Origin of the sequence: Staphylococcus argensis (assembly GCF_002902305.1) — a bacterium.
Taxonomy (GTDB): domain Bacteria; phylum Bacillota; class Bacilli; order Staphylococcales; family Staphylococcaceae; genus Staphylococcus; species Staphylococcus argensis.
Genome location: NZ_PPPX01000004.1, coordinates 37,974 through 62,066 on the forward strand (window position 1 = coordinate 37,974; position 24,093 = coordinate 62,066).

The 24,093-nt window shown below is 37.6% G+C and carries 28 protein-coding genes; 20 read left to right on the forward strand and 8 right to left on the reverse strand.

Going from position 1 to position 24,093, the window contains the following annotated elements; translation table 11 throughout:
• Window positions 1-30: 30 nt before the first annotated feature.
• Entirely contained in the window at window positions 31-564 is a 534-nt protein-coding gene (locus CD039_RS06420; protein ID WP_103371633.1) for a hypothetical protein, read from the reverse strand.
• A gap of 193 nt (window positions 565-757) precedes the next feature.
• On the opposite strand from CD039_RS06420, the gene CD039_RS06425 reads away from it, so the two are divergent.
• On the forward strand, window positions 758-1,222 hold the full coding sequence (locus tag CD039_RS06425) for a DinB family protein (protein WP_103371634.1): 465 nt from the start codon (window positions 758-760) through the stop codon (window positions 1,220-1,222).
• 72 nt (window positions 1,223-1,294) lie between these two features.
• Here CD039_RS06425 and CD039_RS06430 read toward each other — a convergent pair whose 3' ends face one another.
• Window positions 1,295-2,581, reverse strand: a complete 1,287-nt coding sequence (locus tag CD039_RS06430) for an aminotransferase class I/II-fold pyridoxal phosphate-dependent enzyme (RefSeq protein ID WP_103371635.1) — start codon at window positions 2,579-2,581, stop codon at window positions 1,295-1,297.
• Window positions 2,582-2,787: 206 nt separating this feature from the next.
• On the opposite strand from CD039_RS06430, the gene CD039_RS12245 reads away from it, so the two are divergent.
• The 10 genes from CD039_RS12245 (at window position 2,788) to CD039_RS06475 (ending at window position 9,518) form a co-directional block, all read left to right on the forward strand.
• Window positions 2,788-2,883: a Trp-rich small protein gene (locus CD039_RS12245; RefSeq protein ID WP_088606353.1), complete on the forward strand. Its 96-nt coding sequence runs from the start codon at window positions 2,788-2,790 to the stop codon at window positions 2,881-2,883.
• A 254-nt stretch (window positions 2,884-3,137) separates the two neighbouring features.
• Complete coding sequence (locus CD039_RS06435) at window positions 3,138-3,359, forward strand: SE1626 family protein (protein WP_002471740.1); 222 nt, start codon at window positions 3,138-3,140, stop codon at window positions 3,357-3,359.
• A gap of 291 nt (window positions 3,360-3,650) precedes the next feature.
• Window positions 3,651-4,028: a PSM export ABC transporter transcriptional regulator PmtR gene (pmtR, locus tag CD039_RS06440; RefSeq protein ID WP_002471752.1), complete on the forward strand. Its 378-nt coding sequence runs from the start codon at window positions 3,651-3,653 to the stop codon at window positions 4,026-4,028.
• Window positions 4,028-4,933 carry a phenol-soluble modulin export ABC transporter ATP-binding protein PmtA gene (gene pmtA, locus CD039_RS06445; RefSeq protein ID WP_103371636.1) on the forward strand — a complete coding sequence of 302 codons (906 nt, stop codon included), beginning with the start codon at window positions 4,028-4,030 and terminating at the stop codon, window positions 4,931-4,933. The genes pmtR and pmtA overlap by 1 nt, the downstream gene beginning before the upstream one ends.
• Window positions 4,930-5,613 (forward strand): phenol-soluble modulin export ABC transporter permease subunit PmtB, encoded by a 684-nt coding sequence (gene pmtB / locus CD039_RS06450; RefSeq protein WP_103371637.1) that lies wholly within the window; start codon window positions 4,930-4,932, stop codon window positions 5,611-5,613. Before pmtA ends, pmtB (CD039_RS06450) begins: the two co-directional genes overlap by 4 nt.
• 20 nt (window positions 5,614-5,633) lie before the next feature.
• On the forward strand, window positions 5,634-6,296 hold the full coding sequence (gene pmtB, locus CD039_RS06455; protein WP_103371638.1) for a phenol-soluble modulin export ABC transporter permease subunit PmtB: 663 nt from the start codon (window positions 5,634-5,636) through the stop codon (window positions 6,294-6,296).
• Between the two features lie 12 nt (window positions 6,297-6,308).
• The gene (pmtC, locus tag CD039_RS06460) at window positions 6,309-7,181 is read left to right on the forward strand and encodes a phenol-soluble modulin export ABC transporter ATP-binding protein PmtC (protein WP_002471750.1); all 873 of its coding nucleotides are present in this window, start codon (window positions 6,309-6,311) and stop codon (window positions 7,179-7,181) included.
• Entirely contained in the window at window positions 7,181-7,909 is a 729-nt protein-coding gene (pmtD, locus tag CD039_RS06465; protein ID WP_103371639.1) for a phenol-soluble modulin export ABC transporter permease subunit PmtD, read from the forward strand. Before pmtC ends, pmtD begins: the two co-directional genes overlap by 1 nt.
• 194 nt (window positions 7,910-8,103) lie before the next feature.
• Window positions 8,104-8,664, forward strand: coding sequence for a DUF1700 domain-containing protein (locus CD039_RS06470; protein WP_103371640.1), 561 nt, complete (start codon window positions 8,104-8,106; stop codon window positions 8,662-8,664).
• Window positions 8,661-9,518 (forward strand): DUF4097 family beta strand repeat-containing protein, encoded by an 858-nt coding sequence (locus CD039_RS06475; protein WP_103371641.1) that lies wholly within the window; start codon window positions 8,661-8,663, stop codon window positions 9,516-9,518. Before CD039_RS06470 ends, CD039_RS06475 begins: the two co-directional genes overlap by 4 nt.
• 58 nt (window positions 9,519-9,576) lie before the next feature.
• Here CD039_RS06475 and CD039_RS06480 read toward each other — a convergent pair whose 3' ends face one another.
• On the reverse strand, window positions 9,577-10,617 hold the full coding sequence (locus tag CD039_RS06480) for a C45 family autoproteolytic acyltransferase/hydrolase (protein ID WP_103371642.1): 1,041 nt from the start codon (window positions 10,615-10,617) through the stop codon (window positions 9,577-9,579).
• Window positions 10,618-11,037: 420 nt separating this feature from the next.
• Here CD039_RS06480 and CD039_RS11855 point away from each other — a divergent pair, with 420 nt between their 5' ends.
• Entirely contained in the window at window positions 11,038-11,208 is a 171-nt protein-coding gene (locus tag CD039_RS11855) for a hypothetical protein (RefSeq protein WP_167386237.1), read from the forward strand.
• A gap of 50 nt (window positions 11,209-11,258) precedes the next feature.
• Here the strand turns inward: CD039_RS11855 and CD039_RS06485 are convergent, their stop codons facing one another.
• Window positions 11,259-11,666 carry a YolD-like family protein gene (locus tag CD039_RS06485; RefSeq protein WP_103371643.1) on the reverse strand — a complete coding sequence of 136 codons (408 nt, stop codon included), beginning with the start codon at window positions 11,664-11,666 and terminating at the stop codon, window positions 11,259-11,261.
• 212 nt (window positions 11,667-11,878) lie between these two features.
• Between CD039_RS06485 and pglS the strand changes: the two genes are divergently transcribed.
• Window positions 11,879-12,919 (forward strand): 6-phosphogluconolactonase, encoded by a 1,041-nt coding sequence (pglS, locus tag CD039_RS06490; protein WP_206169771.1) that lies wholly within the window; start codon window positions 11,879-11,881, stop codon window positions 12,917-12,919.
• Between the two features lie 152 nt (window positions 12,920-13,071).
• Here the strand turns inward: pglS and CD039_RS06495 are convergent, their stop codons facing one another.
• The 3 genes from CD039_RS06495 to CD039_RS06505 form a co-directional block, all read right to left on the reverse strand.
• On the reverse strand, window positions 13,072-14,451 hold the full coding sequence (locus tag CD039_RS06495) for an aldehyde dehydrogenase (protein WP_103371645.1): 1,380 nt from the start codon (window positions 14,449-14,451) through the stop codon (window positions 13,072-13,074).
• A gap of 276 nt (window positions 14,452-14,727) precedes the next feature.
• Complete coding sequence (locus CD039_RS06500; protein ID WP_103371646.1) at window positions 14,728-15,654, reverse strand: manganese-dependent inorganic pyrophosphatase; 927 nt, start codon at window positions 15,652-15,654, stop codon at window positions 14,728-14,730.
• A gap of 60 nt (window positions 15,655-15,714) precedes the next feature.
• Window positions 15,715-16,269 carry a cysteine hydrolase family protein gene (locus CD039_RS06505; RefSeq protein WP_103371647.1) on the reverse strand — a complete coding sequence of 185 codons (555 nt, stop codon included), beginning with the start codon at window positions 16,267-16,269 and terminating at the stop codon, window positions 15,715-15,717.
• Between the two features lie 186 nt (window positions 16,270-16,455).
• On the opposite strand from CD039_RS06505, the gene CD039_RS06510 reads away from it, so the two are divergent.
• A complete protein-coding gene (locus CD039_RS06510; protein ID WP_103371648.1) occupies window positions 16,456-17,544 on the forward strand; it encodes a glycosyl hydrolase family 28-related protein in 1,089 nt (362 codons plus the stop codon).
• A 79-nt stretch (window positions 17,545-17,623) separates the two neighbouring features.
• Here the strand turns inward: CD039_RS06510 and CD039_RS06515 are convergent, their stop codons facing one another.
• Window positions 17,624-18,694 (reverse strand): nitric oxide synthase oxygenase, encoded by a 1,071-nt coding sequence (locus tag CD039_RS06515; RefSeq protein WP_103371649.1) that lies wholly within the window; start codon window positions 18,692-18,694, stop codon window positions 17,624-17,626.
• Window positions 18,695-18,866: 172 nt separating this feature from the next.
• On the opposite strand from CD039_RS06515, the gene CD039_RS06520 reads away from it, so the two are divergent.
• The 6 genes from CD039_RS06520 to CD039_RS06545 all read left to right on the forward strand — a co-directional run bounded on the left by CD039_RS06520 (window position 18,867) and on the right by CD039_RS06545 (window position 24,087).
• Entirely contained in the window at window positions 18,867-20,336 is a 1,470-nt protein-coding gene (locus CD039_RS06520; RefSeq protein WP_103371650.1) for a nicotinate phosphoribosyltransferase, read from the forward strand.
• Complete coding sequence (gene nadE / locus CD039_RS06525; RefSeq protein ID WP_103371651.1) at window positions 20,329-21,150, forward strand: ammonia-dependent NAD(+) synthetase; 822 nt, start codon at window positions 20,329-20,331, stop codon at window positions 21,148-21,150. The genes CD039_RS06520 and nadE overlap by 8 nt, the downstream gene beginning before the upstream one ends.
• Before the next feature lie 90 nt (window positions 21,151-21,240).
• Entirely contained in the window at window positions 21,241-21,852 is a 612-nt protein-coding gene (locus CD039_RS06530) for a DUF2179 domain-containing protein (RefSeq protein ID WP_049406431.1), read from the forward strand.
• On the forward strand, window positions 21,818-22,006 hold the full coding sequence (locus CD039_RS06535) for an NETI motif-containing protein (protein ID WP_002472951.1): 189 nt from the start codon (window positions 21,818-21,820) through the stop codon (window positions 22,004-22,006). Before CD039_RS06530 ends, CD039_RS06535 begins: the two co-directional genes overlap by 35 nt.
• Before the next feature lie 379 nt (window positions 22,007-22,385).
• Entirely contained in the window at window positions 22,386-23,681 is a 1,296-nt protein-coding gene (gene purB, locus CD039_RS06540) for an adenylosuccinate lyase (protein ID WP_103371652.1), read from the forward strand.
• A gap of 103 nt (window positions 23,682-23,784) precedes the next feature.
• On the forward strand, window positions 23,785-24,087 hold the full coding sequence (locus tag CD039_RS06545; RefSeq protein WP_103371653.1) for a YerC/YecD family TrpR-related protein: 303 nt from the start codon (window positions 23,785-23,787) through the stop codon (window positions 24,085-24,087).
• Window positions 24,088-24,093: the final 6 nt, after the last annotated feature.

A 24,093-nucleotide genomic window follows, 5' to 3' on the forward strand; every position in this document is an offset into this window, starting at 1 on the left:
ACAGATGCGATTATCAAGAGATTATTTAATTTAATTACTATACATATTTTGATAGTATTTTATTGCTTCTAGCTTTTGCTCAGCATCTTCCCCTTGATACTGTCCACTTTCTATTTCATGCATTATTTGTTTTTCTCCTGAAGAAATACCATCACCGGTATTTTTTCTCCATTCTTGATCTGGCATATTCATATATGGGTTATTAGGGTCATAACCTGTACTTTGTGATTGTTGCTGCTGATTCGTTTGAGTTTGAGCAGGTTGTTGTTTAGTTTGATTTTGAGTAGATTGCTCTGAGTTTAACTCATCGTTATCTTTAGAAGTTTGATTATTATTAGAAGCTTGTTCGTTGTTAATACTAGAACTGTTTGTATTATTTTCGTTTTCATTATTAGAGTCTGAGGGATTCTTTGAGCCTTTCTTTGAATTATTTTTCTCTTTCTCCTTGTTTTCACTTTTGTGTTTCTTATCATGATGGGTAGAATGTTTTTCTTCATGATTATCATTACCGCATGCAGCTAATAATATTGCAGATGCAGTTAAAATGGAAAGTATCTTTTTCATATTTCGCTCCGCCTTATATAAAGATGATTATGTAAGTTAATGAACAGGTTCATTTAATAATGATTATACTACAGAATTAATGGTTTCACTATAAAAATTTTAAATTATTTTTGTAGATATAAATGTATAAGATTAGTTTTCGAGGGGTATTCCCATAATAACGAGAATTTGTGAAAGGAGTGTATCGTCATTTATGGCTAAAGATACATTAAATGACGCTATAGAGTTAGGAATCAACCACTTACTCGAAGGTTATGATAATTGGGAAGTGGCTTCAGTATTAGATAAAGAAAGTGAGTATTTTCCAAACACGCTACATTGGCAGTACGGTCACTTGCTCACAGTATTTGAACTTGCGCTTTCAATGGTTGAGCAGAACGAAGTTGATGTAGGTCGTTACAACCAGCTTTTTGGCTATGGTACGCGACCATCTGACTGGGGAGACACAGAGGTTCCTGAAATCGAAGAAATTCTCGATCACATCAAGACGTTACCGGAGCGAGTAGGAAATTTGACTTCTACTCAGCTCGAAACTGAGCTAGAGGAACCGATGATTGGATGCGAAACTTTAGGAGAATTGATCGCCTTGAATGCCATTCACGTTCCGCTTCACAATGGTAAAATTGAAGAAATGACACGAGTGTTAAAGCAAATTTAAGATACGATTTTGATGCGCAAATATACTAAAGAAGGAGGGGCACCGCGAAGTGCTCCTCCTTTTAACATGTCATTACTGTAACTCGCTAATCGCTTTGGCAATGGATTCGAAGACATGTGGAATATCATCTTTTTCAATACAGCTAAAGGCGATACGAATATCAGTATCATTTAAGGCAATAATACCGATAGAATAGTTATCGATGAGGTGTGTTCGTAACGCTTCAGGTTTCACACCTTTAACTTTAAGTGCCATGAAATAGCCAGAGTTAAAGTCATATGGTTGCCAATAATCACTGAATTTCTCATCATACACAAGTTCTTTAGTCACTTCATAACGTGCTTTCAACGTTTCAAAGTTATGTTCTAATTCTTGATCAAGTTGATCGCGGTTCTCAAGAACGTGTTTAACGATACTTTGTGAAGGCATAGGACCGCTTGAGATATTGCTACGGATTAAACCTTTCACTTTCGCTTCAATGACTTCTTGAGCTTGTGGATCTTTAATACCAAACGTGATGAAACCAACACGTAAGCCCCATGCAAACAATTCTTTCGTAGCTCCATCTAAACGGATAGGTAACACATTTTCAGAATCAAGTTGTGTTAAAGCTGAGAATAATGAATATGGATACACATCTTCGTAGAACAAGCCGAAGTATGCGTCATCGACTACTGCGATGACGTGAGTACCACGATCCGCTACACGTTTGATTGCTTGAACAATTTCATTTACTTCATCTTTAGAAGGTGTGTAACCTGTTGGGTTGTTTGGATAGTTTAAGACTAAGAAGATCTTCTCTTGATTACTTTGGTCTAACGTTTCAACTAACGCTTGTGTAGTGTAATGACCTTCATTATCAAAGATAGGGTAAGTGTCAATTTGCGCACTGTGACGTGTGCCGAATACGAGTTTATAGTTACCCCAGTTGTGACTTGGTAATAAGATCGTATCGTTAGTATCCACGAATAAATCGCCAACTAATGATAAACCGTGAGTTAATGCGTTCGTCACGATAGGTCTTGAGAAGTCGTCTTTACTGAGTTCTGGGTTGTCTCGAAGCATCTTATCAGTCCAAAGATCACGCAAGTCTTCAATACCTTGAGGTGGTGCGTATGGGAACACCTCGTCCGGTTCGAGTTCAGAGAAGACATTGTATAAACTGTCAGCATACATTTTTCTATCTCTATAAGTAGCCATTCCGATAGTGGCATTGTATTCTGTAGATTTCGCTTCAGCTGATTGAGATAAAATGCCTTTCGGATAATACATCAATTTACCCAAGTCAGAAAGCATATCAGCAATTTGTGGTTGAGACTTAGTTAGTTGTTCGTTTAAATCTAATGCTAAAGGGTTCATAGTTGTTCAACCTCTCTTCATCTAATTCATATTTCATCTCTAAGTTTATCTTGAAATGAGCTAAAGATAAAGTGATGTAGCGTGTTTTGTCACTTTTACAGAACAAATTATAATAAAATCGAACACGTGTTCGTTAATTTGTGTTAGAATAACGTTAGGCCGTCCTAGTCCTACATGGAATTTCGATATGTGGGAGGTGTAGTATAATGGAGTGGTGGCAAGATTTAATCATCACCATACTTTCAGGTGGCATCCTCATTATCTTCCGAATTTGGTTAGAGAATAAATGGAAAGATAAATAGGTGGCCTTACACGTAAAGAAACCCCAAGTCAGGTTGCGGCTGACTTGGGGTTGTGTAGTATAATTCGTGGACAACTTAATTGTAGCATTAGTGAAATAATACAGCAAGGTATTTATATAATTAAATACATTAAGTTGTGCGACAGACACAAGGTCAGCTATGATTTAAAGGGTATTAAGATGATATAATGACGGTAATCGACTTAGTAAAGTGATGAGGACTTTGTTATACTGGTAATGTTTTGAGGTGAAATAATGAAACATTTAACGAAAATCTTTGTGACATTAGCAATTATCTTATTTATAGTTGGTTATTACTTACAAGCGACAGATCATGAAAGTACAGGTATCAAACTACTCATTGCCGCTATCATGTTTATGATTTGTGCCTTTATTAATCGCAGTAATGATCGTCGCAAGAAGCGGGAAGAATATTATCGTAAACAACAAGCAGAAAAACAACGTAAAAAGAAGTAATTAGTGAGAAAGAGTAGATTCTTCTGCTTTTCTAACATTAACAATTGATTTTAACACGTTCCGTAATCTTTGATTATGGGGCGCTTTTTTTATGTGTGCAATTTTAGTGATCGAGCAGTAAATTGAATAATGTTTAGGTGTACATGTCGATTTTTGACCGTGTATATAGTATATATGTACAGTTTAACTCCTGTAATAACGCGTTTTTTAACATAAATTTTACTCAGAGGGTTTACAATATTGTATATAGTGTGTATGCTATGTATATACAGTTGATAGGGGAGGACGTTCATGAAAATACTTTTAAAAAATAATAGTGAACAGCCGATTTACGAACAGATAAAACAACAAGTGAAAGAGAACATCCTTAAGGGAATCGTTGCACCTGGGGAACATCTTCCTTCTATGCGTGAGCTCGCACAAGATTTAAGCGTCAGTGTTATTACAACTAAGCGTGCTTATGAAGATCTTGAGAAAGATGGCTTTGTCTATACCATTCGCGGTAAGGGCACTTTCGTTAAAGAACAAGATAGTAATATCTTGAAAGAGAAGCAATTTATAGTTATCGAATCCTACGCGAAATCAATGGCGAAAGAAGCCAAGACGATTGGCATGTCGTTATCCGAATTAGTAGACATCCTATCACTCATCTATGAGGAGGAAGAATGATGAATGCGATTGAGTTAAATAATGTGAGCTATAAGACGAAACGCTTTCAGTTAGACGATATCTCATTTAATGTACCTCAAGGATTTGTCACTGGTTTCATTGGGGCGAACGGATCAGGTAAGACAACAATTATTCGCTTGATCATGGATCTCTTACAAGCAGATAAAGGTTCTATTCGTTTGTTTGGCAAATCTATGAACATGGATGAAGTAGGGATTAAAGAAAAAATCGGATTTGTCTATTCTGAACTCTATTTGAACGATAAGTGGACGATTAAAAAAGCTGAAAAAATGATTGCACCATTTTATAAGAACTGGAATCACGATACCTTCTATGATTATTTAAATCAATTCGATTTACCCTACAAAGCGAAGATTAAGACTTTATCAACAGGAATGAAGATGAAGCTAAATATTGCTTTTGCATTTAGTCATGATGCTGAATTATTCATTCTTGATGAGCCAACAGCCGGTCTTGATCCTATCGTTCGTAATGAAGTGTTAGATTTAATTCAGAAAGAATTAATTAACGAGAACAAGACAGTCTTACTTTCTACGCACATTATTTCAGACCTAGAAAAAATTGCCGATTACTTAGTTTATCTCAAGGACGGCGATATTATCTTAGATAACTACTTAGATGAAATCATCCAAAACTATAAAATTGTGCGTGGATCTAACGATTTGCTTGATGATGAACTTAAAGATTTAACTATCTTCCATGAAGATAATAAAACAGGCTTTACTGCACTAACTAAAGAACATCAAGTGTTTGAAGAACTATTTGGTAATCAAGTGATGGTAAATAACCCAACAATTGAAGAACTCATGATTTATTTAGGTAAAGGTGATATAGAAGGGAGCCACAGTTCTCATCAAAGTCAAGACGAGGTGGCATCTCAATGAAACAACTCTTACTGAGAAATATCAAGCTAAGAAAAACTACGCTAATAATATATGTTCTGTTAATAGCTATTTCACCATTTCAATGTCTTATTCCAGATGGAACTAACTTAGGGAATTGGATTATAGGAATCCTATCAACGATACTACTCGTTATCGTTATTAAGGATTCAGCTCATTTGTTTCGTTTTCATAGTAAATTAGGCAAAGATTCGTACTATTACCAAGCAAGTTTACCAGTAAGTAAGTTTTCTTTGCTTAACGCCAACTTATTTACGATGCTGATTTTCACTGCTTTAGGGTGTTTAGTTCTTTTAGTTTATCAGCCTACAACGAGTTTACCAAATGCAGATATGGGGACTATAAATTGGATTACTACTTATATTGCATTTAATTTCTTAGCTATGCCTATTGCATTTAAGCGATACACAGAAGTTAAATCTGATAATGTAAACTATATTTTTTACTTAATTTTAATGTATATAATTATTCCAATGATATGGATAATTATTTCTCTAGTTATTACTGCAATCTTTATCATAACTCATGTGTTATCTGGTTCAGTAGCAGACGAATATCTAGATGAAATATCTATATTAATTGATATAGGCTACTTAACAATTAGTACACTATGGCTCTTAATCAATTACTACATTCAAAGTAAGAAAGTCAGAAACAAATAATATGAGAGGAGTGACCTTCCATGAAAAGTTTAGTCATCCGAAATTTGAAGCTGCGTCAGACAACCATTATTATTTATTTAATTTTAGCACTCCTCTCACCATTACAATTTCTAATTAGATATAAATTAGTTTATTCAATTTCTGAACTTATATTTCCATTTTTGGTAGTAATATTTTATTTCCTATCCATCAAAGATTCAGCCCATATATTTAGAGTACATCATAAGTTAGGTGAACAAGCTTATTGGTTCTTTGGAAGCTTACCACTCTCCAAGAAACAAATGTTAAATGCGAACTACATTACAATGTTAATTTTCACACTAGGTGGAGCGATTGTATTAGGACTATATTCTATTCCGCTTTCTGTAATGAATGGAATGAATTGGACTTATGCTATTCCACTAGTATACGTAGCAGTAAACTTCTTCACAATACCAGGCGTGTTTAGAAGATATACCGAAGTGAAACAAGAACGAATAACTTATTTATTCCATATATTAGCAATGTGCTTGCTACTGCCATTAGCAATTACAATGATTTACCTCGGTATCCGCGTATTTATTCTTGGACACATGGACAACTACATTAACGTATTTAATCCGTGGTTTAACTCAGGTTATCTTCTAGTCAGTATTGTAATGTTGATTATTAACTATTTTATCCAACTAAAAAAAGTAAGTTAAAGGAGGAATTAGATGCAATTACAAGAAGTAACTAAGACGTATAATGATAATACTGTCTTAGATAAGATTGACTTTGATTTCGGTAAAAGTCAGATTGTCGGTTTAATTGGTAAAAACGGTGTTGGTAAAACAACATTAATGAAAATTATGAACGGTAATATTGCAAATTATCAAGGTAAAGTCGACCTAGGTAAAAATCATAACATGGGATATTTAATTGAAAATCCTAAGCTTTATGATAATAAAACAGGTCTTAACAACTTGAAACAATTTGCTCAAGTATTAGGAAAAGGTTTCGATAAAGGATATACTGACAAAATTATCGATGCATTCGGTATGCGTCCTTATATGAATAAAAAGGTTAAAAAGTACTCAATGGGTATGAAACAAAAGCTAGCTATCGCAGTTTCTCTCATGAGTAAACCGAAGTTCCTTATCTTGGACGAACCTACAAACGGTATGGATCCAGATGGTTCAATCGATGTACTTAAAACAATCCAATCTTTAGTACAAGATCTCGGTATGAAAATCTTAATTTCAAGTCACAAATTAGAAGATATTGAATTGATTTGTGATCGTGCTGTGTTCTTAAGAGATGGTCACTTTGTTCAAGACGTGGATATGTCAGAAGGAGCGCCATCAGACAGCACCGTGCTTACTATTAATCCAGACGAATTTGGTACAGCACTTGAATTATTAACTGAGAAGTTCAATGTTATGCAATCTCATAAAGAAAGTGGAGAAATTATTCTTAAAGCCCAAAAAGATTACAAACCACTTCTTAAAGCTTTAGCATCTAAAGATATTTATCCGAAATACATTGAAACACGTAAAAGTTCTCTACGTGATACTTACTTTAGTATAAATCAGAGAGGTGATAAATAATGAATCCATTACAATTAGTTAAATATGATTTGTATAGCATCATTAAGAGTCCATTAACATATATTGCACTTATCTTAGCTATCTTACCTCAAATTGGTATTACTTACATGTTTGTGCATCAGAATGATTCAGTACCAACTGGTGCTATCATCGGTATGGCGGCTTGGTTCTTTACAGTCACTGGATTATTATTCGTCATCAAAACGATTACACGTGATTTATCTCAAGGTACAATCCAGCTTTACATGAACAAAACTAAGAACAGAATAGGTTATATTATAGCGAAGACAATTTCTATAGTATTAATCGCTGTATTATTCATGTTGATCTTAACGATTTACACTCAAATCGTACAAGCATGTGTGGATACGGATTCAATTAAAACACATAAATATTTTGATTATTTATGGTTTGTTATCTTTACTTATTTATTCTATGGTTTATTCTTATTCTTAATCGCTTTAATTGTGCCTAAACCAGCATTGATTTTTACACTAGGAATCTTCTTAATCATCATCGTTCCTGTTGCAGATTCATTCTTACCGATGATTCCACATTTCGGTGATAAGATTAAAGATGCACTTAAGTATATACCTTTTGGTTATATACCTGAAAAAACACAAGGCACAGATCAAACATTCTCAAACTGGCAATGGTTTATTACACCAGCTTCTGTCGTAGTACTGTTTGTTATTAACTTATTCTACGGTGCTAAAAAAGATATCTAATATTGACTATGTGGGTATAGGTGAATTTCATCTATATCCACTTTTCTATATTTAGAAATTCATTTGAAGAGGATGCATCTCACATGCGCGTATGCTATATTTAAAGAAATAATATAATTTATTTGTCTTTAAAGATACATAATATTAACTCTTGTTATTTTAATAATATATTCCTAGTCAATGGCGGTTTTATTATGGATAAGATTACTTTTCTTAACGAACTCGAACAAGAATTGCATCGTCTATCGAAGTATAAACGAGATTTAAAAATGTTCGAATATGAACGATATTTCTTTGATGAAGAACAAAAAGGAAAAAATGAATATCAGATCGTAGGGGAGTTGCCTGCTCCTAAGCAAATCGCTAAAGATATTATGGTGAATGATGATTTGAAGAAAGCCGAATTTGAACCTACGATGAAGAATGTAATGCGTGCACTGTCTACATCCTTTAGTGTGAGCTTGCTGTCATCAATTATTTTGCTAATACCTATAGTCATTATTGCAATTCTATTTATTGGCTTACTTTTATTAGGATGCGGTTTTATTGCGACACCTATCATTCTATTACTCAACGGGGTGATGAATGATAACTTTAGTATGGCCATAAGTAATTATCTCTTTACCTTTGCTTATGTTGGGGTAGGATTGATGATTATTGCTGTCGTCCTAAGTTTGACGCATATACTCTATCGATACATTATTAAATATTTACGATGGAATAACGATAAGATGAAAAGGAGAGCCGTAACATGAAGAGATTATTCATCATTGGATTGAGCCTTTTTATCATTTGCTTTCTAGCTGCGACACTTGTTTGGTTTGGCTTTGAACATCAAAAGTTTAAAATCAATGAATATCAAAAAACGTTTCATAAAGGTGCGGATGATCTTACAATTAATTTGAAATCCCAAGTAAGACAAGATGTGACGATTAAGAAAGGGAAACACTTTGCCATTCGTTATAAAGGTAAAAGATATATTCGTAGTGCTCATTCAAACAATCGTTTAACAATTAGCGAGAAGGTAAATAAGAAAGATCGTTATGGTATGAACTTCAATCCATTTCGACTTAAAAAAGATAGTTTAGTTATAACAGTTCCTCCTAAAAAGTTAAATTCATTCAAGATACATAATGTTGATGGTGAACTTACAATTAAAGATATTGCTACTAAATCATTAAGCTTGGAATCAACAGAATATAGTAATCCCAAAATTAACATCGAAGATTCAAAGATTGAAGGACTTAAGTACTTAACTACGCGATTAAGCGCCCACATTAGTAACAGCGAAATACTTGGCGGCAAGCTCAAGACAGACGAAGGCGAACTTAATTTGCATAAAACGTTATTAAAGAACGTAGCTGTGATCAATCATAAAAACGATATTCATCTTACTGATATGCAGCCATTGTGTAACTTTAAGGCATCGTCTGATAATGGTGATATCCATCTGAATTATCAACATAAGCCGAAAGATACATCACTAAAGCTTAATCCGATATTTGGTAAAGAACATATTGATAATCAGTATTTTAAAGATTATAGGGTAGGGAACGGTAATAATAAAATAGAGCTTTATACGTATTATGGAGACATTTATATTAAATAAGATGAAGGTCCGAGTATGGAGAATAACAAATTGTTCTCCTTACCTCGGACTTTCTTTATTAGTGTGTCGCAAAAGTAAGATCTGTATCAATGGCTCCTTGAAGGGGAGAGAGGTTAACCTCGTTTCCGTTTAACCAATCATTAAAGTTAAAGACACGAGGAGTATCATTCTTACCTAAAGTAATCCAAGCTTCTAAAGATTGAGGATTGTAGAGAACGGTATGAATAGTGCCTGACCAACTTTTAAATAGTTTACTATAAATGCCATATTGAGGGTCATTAAATAACTGAAAGGCATCATCTGGCTTCAAACCATGAGAAGTATGTTTCAACACTTGATGTAAGCGCGCTTTCGATTCTTTCGTATAATTTCGATTCTCATGAGTGAGCAATTTAAAATGATTGGTACACGTTCTGTCATAACGTACTTCAATTGAACGTGGTGAAACTTCGATGATGGCATGATTAAGGTGTTTATCCATAACGATATAGCTAAATGAACTACGATGTGGTATTTCTTTAAGAAATTGAATGGCTTCAGGTACATCTTTACAATACTGTAATACAAGTCGACCGATCATATAACAAACGAAACCGTTCTTAGGTTTCTTTCGATGCATAAAGTTGTACCCCATGACTAAACCTGCCTCATTCATCCCATCCATACGTCCTGTAATTCTTGAGGTAGGACCGATTTGAGCAAGACCACCATCGTTTGGTTGAAAGAGTAAGTATCGGCCATCATATGTAGCTGGATGATAATCATAATTTCTCAATAAATAATCATCACCGATATAAACCGTACAGCCACTATCTTTCAAATCGGTAAAGCGATAATGTGCGAAATTGAGAAGCATTTGTCGTGTAGGCAAATTAAGCACATCTTGCATACCTCTGAGTTCTTCCCAAATCTGAGGCGCGTACGTTTGGAAGATTTGATATGTCTCGTTGATATCAATATCGAATCTCGGCGTTCGCTTGCGCCATTCTTTTTCACGATTTTTCAAAATTTCGGTCGTTTGTAACCACTTAGCCGTTTCTACACCTAAGTCATAATGCGACCCTTTGAACGTCATAATTTCAGATGAGACCTGTTGCACCGACAAAACCTCTTTCTTACAAAATTGTAATTATAGTGTAATTTGATATTAATGGTAAATTCTACACTGAGCATTTAAAATATAATCAAACTCATTAAAAATGTGGGAGTGATGATGATTTACCGCACTATAGTCAATGTCCTCAAGAACTGGTGGGCAAGATAAGAATTTGTTACTTTAGCTTACGTTGTTAGACCCCACATATTCACCGAAGACGTATAAATGATTTACGGAATTGAATTCAACTTTGATAGTATCACAAGGTGTTTGAAGTGTCAGTCAATCTAACTTCTATTGAGTAATAGGGAAATATAATACCTTTTTGCATAATTGAGATGAGAAAGGGTATATATTTATTGATACTTCGAAATGTGCTATCATAGTGATAGTGACGCAATATAAATACGAGGTGAACAAGACATGTGGAATTTTATCAAAGGTTTATTTAAATTTACATTCGGCACACTTTTAACACTTTCTTTACTTGCAGGTGTTGGTGCTGTAGTTTTCGCTTTTGTATTCAAAAAAGACTTTGAAGACATCGAAAACAAAACGAAACAAATCGTTTCTGATATTGAATCACATGATTAATCATGTGAATATGAACGGTTATAGCCATGGCTATAACCGTTTTTTTCATACTAAGAGAGGAAATGAATAGCAGTTATATCTAACAAGGAGAAAGTCAGTGGTTTATCGGAATGGTAATCGCGACCTTTCAAACTCATATTCAACATATCAATGTGGGTAATATGAAGTTCGACGGTATGTAGAGCACCAGCTTGATAGTATTCCATTTGCACAGGTTGCTCATCATGCAAGGCTTGATGCATCTTGCAATTCAATTCATTCAACTGATCCTCTGATAATGTTGGACGCTGAATCTTATCTTGATCAAGTATGTATTCATGAATACGTTCGAACTGTTCGGGTAAAGTGGCGAACGGCGCCCATTTGACCATACCTCGACCTTGCGGAATCTGAGAATCCAAGTATTCTCTAGGGATCTTGCGATAATCCGTCTCGTCTTTGTACTTATCAGGAATCATTGTAACCTCCACCTTTCACTCAATATTATAGAACAAGTGTTCGTATATCGCAAGTCTTTTCTTCAAGATTTCAGATAATTAATTTTACTCATATAGGATAAAAAGTATGAGCTCGTAAACACCACACGCGAATTCACCTCAACAAAAACATTTCAGTGTTAATTCAAACGGGTATTTATTAGAATGAAGTTAACAATACATTGGAGGGTTCAATAATGACGCAAGGCTTTGTAGGTACGTATACGAAAGCGTCAGGCAAAGGTATTTATCGCTTTGATCTCGACGAATCAAAGGGGACAATTTCAAATGTGGAAACTGGATATGAATTAGAAGGTTCAACATATATTAATCAGCATCAAGATTTCTTATATGCTGTAACAAAGGAAGAAGATGGCGACGATTGCGGCATCACTAGCTTTAAGATTAAAGAAGATGGCACGCTTGGTTATATCAACGACTGTCTCGTTTCTAGAGGCAATGGTTGCTATGTAGAAGCGGCTTCAAATGGTGAATACGTGTTTGAAGCATGTTACGGGGCAGGGCTCGCTCGTCTCTACAAGATTAACTCTCAATTTGGGCATATCGAAGGGCTTATGCATGAGTTAAAGCATGACTATGAAACAGGCCCTAAAGAACGTCAAGATGCGCCGCACGTGCATATGATGAAAGAAACGCCGGATCATCAGTATGTGGTAGCGCTCGACTTGGGCACAGACAAGCTTGTGACATATCAATTTGGTATGGACGGCCTTAAAGAATATGCTGTTTACGACTTTGAGCCAGGAGATGGACCACGTCATATCGCTTTCCATGAAGATGGCAAGCATGCATATGTTGTTCACGAACTGTCTAACTACGTGAGTGTGATGACGTATGAAGATGGTGAGTTCGAAGAGGTTGAACGTCATTTGACGATTCCTGAATCATTTGAAGGTGATACGAAGCTCGCGGCAGTGCGTCTTTCTCACGATCAGAAGTTTGTCTATATCAGTAACCGTGGTCACGACAGCATCGCTATTTTCAAAGTGACTGAAGGTGCTGAAGGATTAGAACTAGTAGATATTGTTAAAAGTGGTGGTAGCTTCCCACGCGATTTCAATATTAGTCCTTCTGATGAATATCTCGTTTGTGCACATCAAGAAGACGATTCTATTCTCACTGTGTTTAAAAGAGATAAAGAAACAGGCAAATTAACGATGACTGATAATCAAGCTCATGCGCCAGAAGGTGTATGCGTACAATTCGTTCAATAATTATAAAATAAGAGTCTGGGGCGTTGAATATTCGTCCCGGACTCTTTTTGAATTCACAAAAGGTCGCGACACACTCGCAACAAACGCTCGAATCTCTTATTACTACTAAAGTGAAGAGGGGAGCGTCAAAGTTGAGTGCGCGCGACCTCATTTTATTTATTGAAAAATTGTTTAATGTATTTAAATTTACCTTTGTAAGGCGGGAACATCAATCCAGATTCTAAACGAGTGGATTTAAAGACATAAGATTTATCATGACTAAAGGTTTCGAAACTGTAACGCCCATGATAATGACCCATGCCTGATTGGCCAACGCCACCAAATGGTAAGTTTGGATTAGCTAATTGCATTACCGTGTCATTAATCGCACCTGAACCAAAGGAAAGTTCATTCAATACGCGATCAGTCACATTCTCATCTTCACTAAATAAATATAAACTTAGTGGCTTAGGTTTAAATTTGATAATATCAAAAGCTTCGTCTAGCTCACCATAAGTAATGACAGGAAGAAGCGGACCAAAGATTTCTTCCTGCATAATGGCTGAATCAGTTGTCACAGTATCTAACAACGTCGGAGCAATAAACCGATCTTCGCGTTGAGCCTTTCCACCCATAATAATTTCAGGTTCGTGAATATTGAGTAAATCATTTAAGCGATTGAAATGCTTATCGTTCACGATACGACCGAAATCAGGACTTTGACTTGGATCTTTACCATAGAACTCAGTAATGGTCTTTTTCAGTGCTTCGATGAGATCATTTTTAACTTTCTCTTGAACGAGAATATAATCAGGTGCAACGCATGTTTGACCTGCATTCATAAACTTACCGAACGCAATCCGCTCACTCGTGACCTTAATATTAGCGGTCTCATCGACAATTACTGGCGACTTACCACCAAGTTCAAGTGTCACTGGCGTAAGATGTTTACTTGCTGCCTCGTAAACGATGCGTCCCACTTTCTCGCTACCTGTAAAGAAGATGTAGTCAAAGTGTTGTACTAATAATTCTTGATTGGTTTCTACACCACCTTCAATGACAGTCACGTATCGCTCATCGAATGCCTCCGCAATAATTGCTTGAAGTACCCGACTCACGTGTGGCGTAAACTCTGAGGGCTTGACTACAGCAGTGTTGCCTGCTGCGATAGCTCCAATTAGCGGTTCCATCACAAGTTGGAAAGGGTAGTTAAATGGTCCAATAATCAGGACACTGCCATACGGTTCTTTCATAATGTAACTTTTTGAGGGAAACATGTAGAGCGGTGTATCTACTTGTTTCGTTTTAGACCAGTTTTTCAATTCTTTCCGTGCATGTTTAATGCTTTTTAAAGTATAGCCAATTTCAGTCATATACGCTTCGATATTGCTTTTACCTAAATCCTCTTTCAAAGCTGAGAGCAGCTGATCTTCATGATATTTAATGCTCTTACTTAGGGCTTTGAGATGCTTTTTACGAAATTTAATGTCTTTAGTGACATGGGTATTAAAGTATTGTTGATTTGCGCGAACGCGTGCTTCAATCGTACTCACAGTGAAGCCTCCTATTTGGATTCTATATCTAGGACGTGGATAGGGCATCTTGCCACTTGCGAGCTTTATTTGGGTAAAATGAACCTCATCAAGCTCAGAATTGCACAAATGCCACCACTCCACCGAAATTTATGTATCTTTCACATATTAAAAATTTAAGAATAAGAAGAAAGTAGAATTTCAACTGAAATCCTACTTTCCATAACAACTGAGAAGTCACTTTCTCAGTTTTATATATACCCTCATTTATTAATTTCAAGCGCTTGCTAGTATCGCTTAGCTTAACGCGTCAGTAATTGGGGGTACGACTTGTTTCTTACGAGATACAACACCTGGTAAGAATGCAGTACCATTTTCTAATTGAACGTTAAATGCTTCGCCAACTTTGTCTTTATCAGCACCAGTCACTAATACTTTAGAGTCACTGTTAATGATATCAGTTACGAGTAAGACGAAGACATCGTATTGTTGTTCTGCACTCACTTTGTTCATTTCGTTCTCTAACTCTTCAGCACGGTCGAACACTTCATCGATATCTACAGTGTTCACTTGTGCGATACGCGTTACATGGTCACCCATGTTGAATGATTTCGCATCTAAATCGATGAGTTCTGCAGCTGATTTGTCTGCTGTAGAAGCCCCTGCTTTCAACATTTCAAGACCATATTCTTCTAAGTCTACGTTAGCGATTGATTTCAAATCTTCAGCAGCGTTGCGGTCTTCATCTGTGCATGTTGGAGATTTGAATAATAAGCTATCTGAAATGATACCAGAAATCATGAGACCTGCGATTTCAGGTTTGATTTCAAAGCCACGTTCTTTATACATTTTATAAAGAATGGTTGCAGTACAGCCTACAGGTTCAGCACGGTAGTAGAGTGGTGCTGCTGTTTCGAAGTTAGCGATGCGGTGGTGATCAATCACGTGTTTGATGTTCGCATCAGCGATAGAGTCTGCACTTTGTTGGAATTCGTTATGGTCAACTAAGATAACATCTTGATCTTCAAGGTTATCTGTGAGTAATTCAGGTGCAGACACTTTGAAGTGATCTAAGGCAAATTGTGTTTCTGGACTGATGTCGCCTAAACGGTAAGCTGTCGCATCAGTGTTTCCTGTTTGCTTTTCGAAATCTGCCATGATTAATGCAGATGAAATTGCATCTGTATCAGGGTTTTTATGTCCGAAAATATATGTTTTAGCCATTTGTTGATTCTCCTCTTCATACTTGTTTCTCATTTGTTAATATTTTAGCACGATTAGGACTTATTGTTCTACCACAGCACCTAAAGAATTTGCGAAATGGCCCAAAGCCCATTGATGACCATTGTCATCGAAAGAAGCCACACCTCGTGCTGGAATCGTCAATTTATAGTTTAAATTGTAAGCTGAGACTGCTGTGTGCAGAACACAAATATCAGTGCAGACACCAACAATCTCAAGCTCAGTAATCCCACGTTCTCGTAACATCAAATCTAACGGTGTACCGCTGAATGAGTCGTAGCGCGTTTTATCCAAATAATGAACGTAATCGTTGTATTGAATACGTTGATAAATATCGTTCACACGTCCATAAAGTTCTCTCCCTAACGTCCCTTCAATGTTATGAGGTGGGAAGAGGTGACTTTCAGGGTGGAACGGGTCATCCTCATAATGTAAGTCCATCATAAAGAAGATTGTATCTTGACTGTTGTTGTACTCCTCAATGCGACTGACGATAAAGGGTTCAATCGCTTGGCCAGCCTCTCCACACGTGAGCGCTCCATTCGGCGCCACAAAGTCATTCGAATAATCTACTACGATTAAAGCACGGTTCGTCATATAACATCCCCCTTGAGTTAAAGTGTAAATCGAGTTGAGTTAAGCATAACGCATTCACCCTTCGATTACGAGTGAAGTGAGCAGGTTTCACAAAGGGTTCAAATCACCTATACTCCCCGTGTTTGTGAGTTGTGTAAAAGGGTTATAAAGTAATGCTAATGATTTTACAAAAGGGGAAACAGGTTCATGATGATTAATGTACGACAATTTGGAGTAAAAGGGCGTAATAAGCTATTTGATACTATCGGCTTCCAACGTGCGCTCAACTACGCGCGTAAGCATCCGGAAGTGACACTCTACGTACCGAAAGGGGTCTATCATATTGCGAAAGCCCTCGTCATATACGAAGGTACGACACTTCAAATGGATGCCGAAGCAGTATTGCAACGCCATAGTAAAGATGCGTTGATGAAGAATGGTAAAGGCTACAAATTCTATCATGGCTATGAGGGTAATGGGCATATTCACATCTCTGGCGGTACGTTCGATATGAACGGTGCGCGTTATCCTTATAATAATACTGCGCTCTGTGTGGGTCATGCGCGTGATATTCAGCTCAAGCACGTAACGTTTAAAGATATCGTCGGCGGTCATGCTATTGATGCGTGCGGTTTAGACGGCTTGTACATCGGTCATTGCGATTTCAAAGGGTTTACGGACGATAATGGCGATCGCTGGTTCTCTGAAGCGGTGCAACTCGACATTCAAGTGCCAGGTGCCTTTCCTAAGTTCTCGACGTGGGATGGTACGATTACGAAGAATATCGTAATTGAACATTGTTATTTCGGAAATTCTAATACACCAGGTATGCGACCTTGGCATCGTGCTATCGGTTCTCACGCCAGCCGTTATAACAAGTTCTACGAGAATATTCATATCCGTCACAACTATTTTGACCATTTACAAGCTTATGCTGTGACGCTTTTAAAGAATAAAGATACGTATGTGCATCACAATTACTTTGACCACTGTCACGGTGGCATTCGCTATTTAGGTGAGAATAATAAAGGTAAAAATGCTGCAGACATGAGCGGGCAAGTTCGTGAGGCGCAGTCAGGTCAGAATTTGAACATCTTTGACAACGTGTTTATCGGTGCGATGAAAGATCCAGCGATATTGGTTAAAAGTTACCAGAACGCGCAACATGATGGCGTACTCATCGCAGATAATCAATTTGAAGAAGCCGACAATCAGCGCTTGTATCTAAAAGGCATCCAACGATTGCAACTTGATGTTCCAGAAGCATGTTCAGTGAAGACAGTTAATATCAACTAAAAAGCTGTTGCTTATAAAGGTTCGCGCCCTTGATAGACGCAAATATTCAGTGTAAGCAACAGCGCACATCTCATTCAGGTTATGAGCTATGAATCGGGCAACCTGAATGGGATTTTTTCTTGTAATGGAAGTTAGGATCTCGCATTTCATTAGAATAACCATGGTGATAATTACGTGTTAAAGTTGGCGATAATGGTGGCGCTAACCAAGACCATTTACCGGTCACATCACGTTCGCGTTTGTGTTCATTCCGTTCAAACGTTTCAAATTGTTTAGCAGCCGTTAAATGGTCGACCATCGACACGCCATGGGCTCTAAATGAGTGATAGACGGCATAATTAAGTTCAATTAAGGGGCGGTCTTTGTTGAAACTTGTATTTTTTAAATCATCTAACTCGAAAGCACGCGCAACTTGCTCTAATAAATTATAGCGGTAACTGTCCGTGAAGTTACGCACACCAATCTCCGTTACCATGTACCAACCGTTGAATGGGGCAGAGGGATAAGTAATGCCACCAATCTTTAAATCCATACTTGAAATAATCGGTACCGCATACCAACGTAAATTTAAATCTTGTAACTTAGGATAATGTGGATGTGTGATTGGCACTTCTTTAATAATTTCTGAAGGATAGTCATGATATTTCACTTTATCTCCAGGCATCTGATAGATGAGCGGCAAGACATCAAAGTCTGTATGTGGTCCTTGCCACCCTAAATGCTCGGCGAGTTGGGTCACTTCTCGTTCCATCGGATCACCACAATCGTCGTACCCGGCGTATCGAATCAGTTGATTATTATAGATACGCGGGGGATGGTCGGAGTGATAAATCGTTATGTAGGGTTTGATCTTGCCATTATTTGTCGCTTGCACGATGTGGTCCTCAATAGAATGGATAAACGTTGATTCGTTGGTAATGTCACGTGCATCGACAACATTCAAACCATTCCAATGGGCACGACCGATACAACGATTGGAATTGCGCCATGCTACCTTTGCGCCATATGTTAATTCTTCAGAGGTATGCCAATATGTGCCTGTCTTTTGAATTTCTGCATAAATTTGTTCTAAACGTCGCGTCATTTCTTGTTTATCTTTACCAAGCTCGTCATACATGAGCTCGATGAAATCTTTCGCTTCTTTATACATGTGAACACCTCACGTCTATTATAGGATGTTTGACTGAGAAAGCCTCATATTTCGATAACTGTTCATTTAAAAGTCATAAATCACGCTTTTGAAAGAAAAGTGAACGTCTTTGAGTGATTAGCCTCATGCGATTTGTTAAACTAGTGAAAAAAGAACGATTGGAGAGATAGAAGTGGGACGTTTTAAAGATGATACGCTCGTCTTACATAATGACTTGTATCAAATCAATATGGCTGAGACGTACTGGAACGACGGTATCCATGAGCGCAAAGCTGTATTTGATTTATATTTTAGAGAGATGCCTTTTAATAGCGGCTATGCGGTATTCAACGGTTTGAAACGTGTGATTGATTATATTAAAAATTTTCACTTTTCAGAAGCGGATATCGATTATTTGAAATCTATCGGTTATCAAGATGATTTCTTAGATTATTTAAGAACATTACGTTTTACAGGTAGCATCCGTGCTATGCGTGAAGGGGAATTATGCTTCGGCAACGAACCTTTACTACGTGTAGAAGCGCCATTAATTCAAGCGCAACTCGTTGAAACGATGTTACTCAATATCGTGAATTTCCAAACTTTAATCACAACGAAAGCAAGTCGTATTCGTCAGGCTGCACATGAGGACAAACTGATGGAATTTGGTACCCGCCGTGGTCAAGAAGTTGACGCAGCACTTTGGGGCGCGCGAGCAGCTTATATTGGTGGCTTTGACGCAACAAGTAATGTGCGCGCGGGCAAAGTCTTTGATATTCCGGTTTCAGGTACGCATGCACATGCTATGGTTCAGACGTATGGTGATGAGGTTGTAGCTTTCCGTAAATACGCTGAACGTCATAAAGACTGTGTGTTCCTCGTCGATACGTTCCACACATTGAAATCTGGCGTACCTAACGCGATTAAAGTAGCGAAAGAGCTAGGCGATTCCATTAACTTTATCGGCATCCGTTTAGATTCAGGCGATATTGCTTATTTATCTAAAGAAGCACGTAAAATGCTCGACGAAGCTGGTTTTACTGATGCAAGTATCGTGGCCTCTAACGATTTAGATGAAAGTACGATTACCAGTTTGAAATCGCAAGGTGCCAAAGTAGATTCTTGGGGTGTCGGAACGAAACTTATTACTGGCTATGATCAACCAGCTTTAGGTGCGGTGTATAAACTCGTGGCTGTAGAAGACGAGAATGGTGAATATGTGGACCGTATTAAGTTGTCTAATAATGCGGAAAAGGTGACAACTCCAGGTAAGAAGAATGTTTATCGTATTATTAATAAAAAGACCAATAAAGCTGAAGGGGACTATATCACGCTTGCGGATGAAGATCCGACAGCAGAAACGCCACTGAAACTCTTCCATCCCGTGCATACGTATAAGATGAAATTTATTAAATCTTTCGAAGCAAGAGATTTACATGAAGATATCTTTGTCGATGGTGAACTTGTTTACGACTTACCAGATGAAGATGCGGCGCGTGATTATTTGACGACAAACCTCGCATTACTATGGGAAGAGAACAAACGTCTCTTAAATCCACAAGAATATCCTGTCGATTTAAGTTCTAGATGTTGGCACAATAAACATGAACGTATTTACGAAGTGACGAAACATGTTAAAGAAATGGAGGAAGACCATGAGTGATATTCAATCCATCATAGTGAGAGAAATGAAAGTAAAGCCTCAAATTGACAGTCAAGAAGAAACAGAATCCATTTTACAATTTATAAAAAACTACGTTCAATCTCACGAATTTATCCAAAGTCTCGTCTTAGGTATTTCTGGCGGACAAGATTCCACACTGGCTGGTAAATTGTGTCAGATGGCCGTAGAGTCATTACGTGAAGAAGGGCGCGAGTGTGAATTTATCGCGGTGAAACTTCCATACGGTCAACAGAAAGATGCTGATGAGGTAGAAGACGCATTAGAATATATCCAACCTGATCGCACGATTACAGTTAATATTAAGCCAGCAGTAGATCAAAGTGTCGCTTCGTTGAAAGAAGCGGGTATTGAATTGACGGATTTCCAACGTGGTAACGAGAAGGCGAGAGAGCGCATGAAAGTACAGTTCTCTATCGCTTCGAATACTTCTGGAATCGTCATCGGTACGGATCATTCAGCTGAGAATGTCACTGGTTTCTTCACTAAGTATGGTGACGGCGCTGCAGATATTGCACCGCTCTTTGGTTTGGATAAAAGACAAGGCAAGCAATTACTACAATACCTCGACGCGCCACAACATCTCTATGATAAGGTGCCTACTGCAGATTTAGAGGACGATAAACCACAATTGCCTGACGAAGAAGCGTTAGGTGTCACTTATCAAGATATCGATGACTATTTAGAAGGCAAGCAAGTCCCTTGTGAAGCGAAAGCGAAGATCGAACAACATTATGTTCGTAATGCGCATAAACGCGAACTCGCATACACGCGTTATACATGGCCAAAAAATTAATAGAATACAAGTCATTCTGAGTGACAGAGAAACTTTCTAATTGGTAAAATGAGCTGAATTTATTTAACGAGAAGAAAGGAACATGCCCTCATGTCATTCATCAGTTCCAACCCTTGGCTCATGGTCGCTGCCATATTCGTTATTAACGTCTGCTACGTCACATTTCTTACGATGAGAACCATATTAACTTTAAAAGGCTATCGTTATATGGCTGCCATCGTTAGCTTTTTAGAAGTACTTGTGTACGTCGTGGGACTTGGACTCGTCATGTCGAGTTTAGATCAAATCCAGAATATCATCGCCTATGCATTAGGTTTCTCTGTCGGTATCATTGTTGGGATGAAGATTGAAGAAAAGCTCGCACTAGGTTATACTGTCATCAACGTAACTTCGGCTGAACACGAGCTTGACTTGCCACGTCAACTTAGAGATGTGGGTTATGGTGTCACACACTACACGGCATATGGTCGTGATGGTGCACGTATCGTCATGCAAATCTTAACGCCGAGACGTTACGAAGCTAAGTTGATCGAAACGGTGAAACAAATTGATGCGAAAGCCTTTGTCATCGCTTACGAACCACGTACAATTCACGGTGGTTTCTGGGCACGTGGCGTTCGTAGCCGTAAGATTAAACAATACGATACGGATGAAGTGGAAAGTATTTATGAAGAAGCAACAGAAGTTCAAAGTAGAGGATAACGAAACAATTCAAGATTGTTTAGCACGTATGCGTGAAGCGGGCTATATGCCTGTGAAACGCTTTGAGAAACCCGTTTACCAAGAACAACCAGATGGTTCAATTGAAGTGTTAAGACAAGAAATTCAATTTGTTGGTAAACGAATAGAAGAATAACAGTTGAGTTGAAGAGTGGAGGTCATTGTCGGTTTAACGAGGCAATGGCCTTCACTTATTTTTTCGCTATTGTAGAGGAAAAAGTCTAGAAAAATGAAACGATTGAAACTCACTTCATTTAGAGGAGTTGTAGACTTAAAGTATTATGTCTGCTCCTGCTATGCGACTAGAAAAAACGCTAGTAAGTATGTCTTATTCGACTTCTTTACTGACTACAGAGCAGAAAAATCTCAGACATTTCACAAAAGCCTTATACATTTACGATGATTTTTGGTAAACTAGAGTTGAAGGGTTCAAAGACGAACTATAATTATTGATTGTAAGGAAATATACATATTTTAACTGTAAAAATATTAAAACAAAGATAGGAGTTAATGTCATGATTGAACGTTATTCTAGAGAAGAAATGTCTCGTATTTGGACAGACCAAAATCGCTATGAAGCATGGTTAGAGGTAGAAATCTTAGCATGTGAAGCGTGGAGTCAACTTGGTTATATTCCAAAGGAAGATGTAGAGAAGATTCGTCAAAATGCCAAAGTTGACGTTGATAGAGCGAAAGAAATTGAAGAACAAACACGTCACGATGTGGTTGCTTTCACTCGCCAAGTATCTGAAACACTTGGTGAAGAACGTAAATGGGTACACTATGGTTTAACTTCAACTGACGTCGTAGATACAGCATTGAGCTATGTGATTAAACAAGCAAACGACATTATCGAGAAAGACTTAGAACGTTTCATTGAAGTTCTTGCTGAAAAAGCCAAAAAATACAAATACACATTGATGATGGGTCGTACACACGGAGTGCATGCAGAACCAACGACTTTCGGTGTGAAGATGGCACTATGGTATGCAGAAATGAAACGTAACTTTGAACGTTTCAAACGCTTGCGTGAAGAAATTGAAGTCGGCAAGATGAGTGGGGCAGTAGGTACATTTGCGAACATCCCTCCAGAAATTGAAGCGCATGTTTGTAAAGAACTTGGCTTAGATTGCGCGCCTGTGTCTACGCAAACTTTACAACGTGATCGCCACGCTTATTACATCGCGACATTATCACTTATCAGTACTTCTTTAGAGAAATTTGCTGTAGAAGTTCGTAACTTGCAAAAAACGGAAACACGCGAAGTAGAAGAAGCCTTTGCGAAAGGTCAAAAAGGTTCATCAGCGATGCCACATAAACGTAACCCTGTAGGTTCTGAAAACATCACAGGTATCTCTCGTGTCATCCGTGGTTATATCACTACAGCTTACGAGAACGTTCCGCTTTGGCATGAACGTGACATCTCTCACTCATCTGCTGAGCGTGTGATGTTACCGGATGTAACGATCGCATTAGACTATGCGTTAAATCGTTTTACAAACATCATCGACCGTTTAACAGTTTACGAAGACAATATGAAAGAGAATATCAATAAGACATTCGGTCTCGTATTCTCTCAACGTGTGCTTCTAGCGTTGATCAACAAAGGCATGGTGCGTGAAGAGGCATATGACACAGTGCAACCGAAAGCGATGGAATCTTGGCAAACGAAGACACCATTCAGAGAGTTAGTTGAACAAGATAGTAAGATTACAGATTTACTTTCTAAAGAAGATTTAGATGAATGCTTCAACCCAGAACATCACTTGAATCAAGTGGATACTATCTTCCAACGTGCTGGTTTAGAATAAGATTTCGTGATTGAGTTAGTTGATATTTAACGTAAAAATGTTTACACTTTAACGTGTTAGTCCGTTAAATTGTTAAATATCATAAAACAGGGGTTGTTTCATAATGCAAATAGATAAGATTAAGGGCCAAGCACTTAATGAATTATTTGATGCGATCTTAACTTTAGAGAACCGTGAGGAATGTTACCAATTCTTCGATGATTTATGTACGGTTAATGAATTGCAATTACTTTCGCAACGACTTCAAGTTGCGAAGATGATTAAGCAAGGTTACACCTACGCGACGATTGAAGAAGAATCTGGTGCGTCTACCGCAACGATTTCTCGAGTTAAACGCTCATTACAATGGGGCAACGATGCATATACAATGATCCTCGACAGAATGGATATCGAAACGATAGAATAGCGTATG

Excerpts from the sequence above, each read along its gene's own strand:
- CD039_RS06420 (WP_103371633.1), bottom strand. The coding sequence starts at position 564 with ATGAAAAAGATACTTTCCATTTTAACTGCATCTGCAATATTATTAGCT.
- CD039_RS06515 (WP_103371649.1), bottom strand. The coding sequence starts at position 18,694 with ATGTATAAAGAAGCGAAAGATTTCATCGAGCTCATGTATGACGAGCTT.
- CD039_RS06535 (WP_002472951.1), top strand. The coding sequence starts at position 21,818 with ATGAAGAAGCAACAGAAGTTCAAAGTAGAGGATAACGAAACAATTCAA.
- CD039_RS06500 (WP_103371646.1), bottom strand. The coding sequence starts at position 15,654 with ATGGCTAAAACATATATTTTCGGACATAAAAACCCTGATACAGATGCA.
- CD039_RS06505 (WP_103371647.1), bottom strand. The coding sequence starts at position 16,269 with ATGACGAACCGTGCTTTAATCGTAGTAGATTATTCGAATGACTTTGTG.
- pmtD (WP_103371639.1), top strand. The coding sequence starts at position 7,181 with ATGAATCCATTACAATTAGTTAAATATGATTTGTATAGCATCATTAAG.
- pmtA (WP_103371636.1), top strand. The coding sequence starts at position 4,028 with ATGAATGCGATTGAGTTAAATAATGTGAGCTATAAGACGAAACGCTTT.
- CD039_RS06470 (WP_103371640.1), top strand. The coding sequence starts at position 8,104 with ATGGATAAGATTACTTTTCTTAACGAACTCGAACAAGAATTGCATCGT.
- CD039_RS06510 (WP_103371648.1), top strand. The coding sequence starts at position 16,456 with ATGATGATTAATGTACGACAATTTGGAGTAAAAGGGCGTAATAAGCTA.
- CD039_RS06475 (WP_103371641.1), top strand. The coding sequence starts at position 8,661 with ATGAAGAGATTATTCATCATTGGATTGAGCCTTTTTATCATTTGCTTT.
- pmtB (WP_103371638.1), top strand. The coding sequence starts at position 5,634 with ATGAAAAGTTTAGTCATCCGAAATTTGAAGCTGCGTCAGACAACCATT.
- pmtC (WP_002471750.1), top strand. The coding sequence starts at position 6,309 with ATGCAATTACAAGAAGTAACTAAGACGTATAATGATAATACTGTCTTA.
- pmtB (WP_103371637.1), top strand. The coding sequence starts at position 4,930 with ATGAAACAACTCTTACTGAGAAATATCAAGCTAAGAAAAACTACGCTA.
- CD039_RS06425 (WP_103371634.1), top strand. The coding sequence starts at position 758 with ATGGCTAAAGATACATTAAATGACGCTATAGAGTTAGGAATCAACCAC.
- nadE (WP_103371651.1), top strand. The coding sequence starts at position 20,329 with ATGAGTGATATTCAATCCATCATAGTGAGAGAAATGAAAGTAAAGCCT.
- CD039_RS06485 (WP_103371643.1), bottom strand. The coding sequence starts at position 11,666 with ATGATTCCTGATAAGTACAAAGACGAGACGGATTATCGCAAGATCCCT.
- CD039_RS06530 (WP_049406431.1), top strand. The coding sequence starts at position 21,241 with ATGTCATTCATCAGTTCCAACCCTTGGCTCATGGTCGCTGCCATATTC.
- pmtR (WP_002471752.1), top strand. The coding sequence starts at position 3,651 with ATGAAAATACTTTTAAAAAATAATAGTGAACAGCCGATTTACGAACAG.
- CD039_RS06435 (WP_002471740.1), top strand. The coding sequence starts at position 3,138 with ATGAAACATTTAACGAAAATCTTTGTGACATTAGCAATTATCTTATTT.
- CD039_RS11855 (WP_167386237.1), top strand. The coding sequence starts at position 11,038 with ATGTGGAATTTTATCAAAGGTTTATTTAAATTTACATTCGGCACACTT.
- purB (WP_103371652.1), top strand. The coding sequence starts at position 22,386 with ATGATTGAACGTTATTCTAGAGAAGAAATGTCTCGTATTTGGACAGAC.
- CD039_RS12245 (WP_088606353.1), top strand. The coding sequence starts at position 2,788 with ATGGAGTGGTGGCAAGATTTAATCATCACCATACTTTCAGGTGGCATC.
- CD039_RS06430 (WP_103371635.1), bottom strand. The coding sequence starts at position 2,581 with ATGAACCCTTTAGCATTAGATTTAAACGAACAACTAACTAAGTCTCAA.
- CD039_RS06545 (WP_103371653.1), top strand. The coding sequence starts at position 23,785 with ATGCAAATAGATAAGATTAAGGGCCAAGCACTTAATGAATTATTTGAT.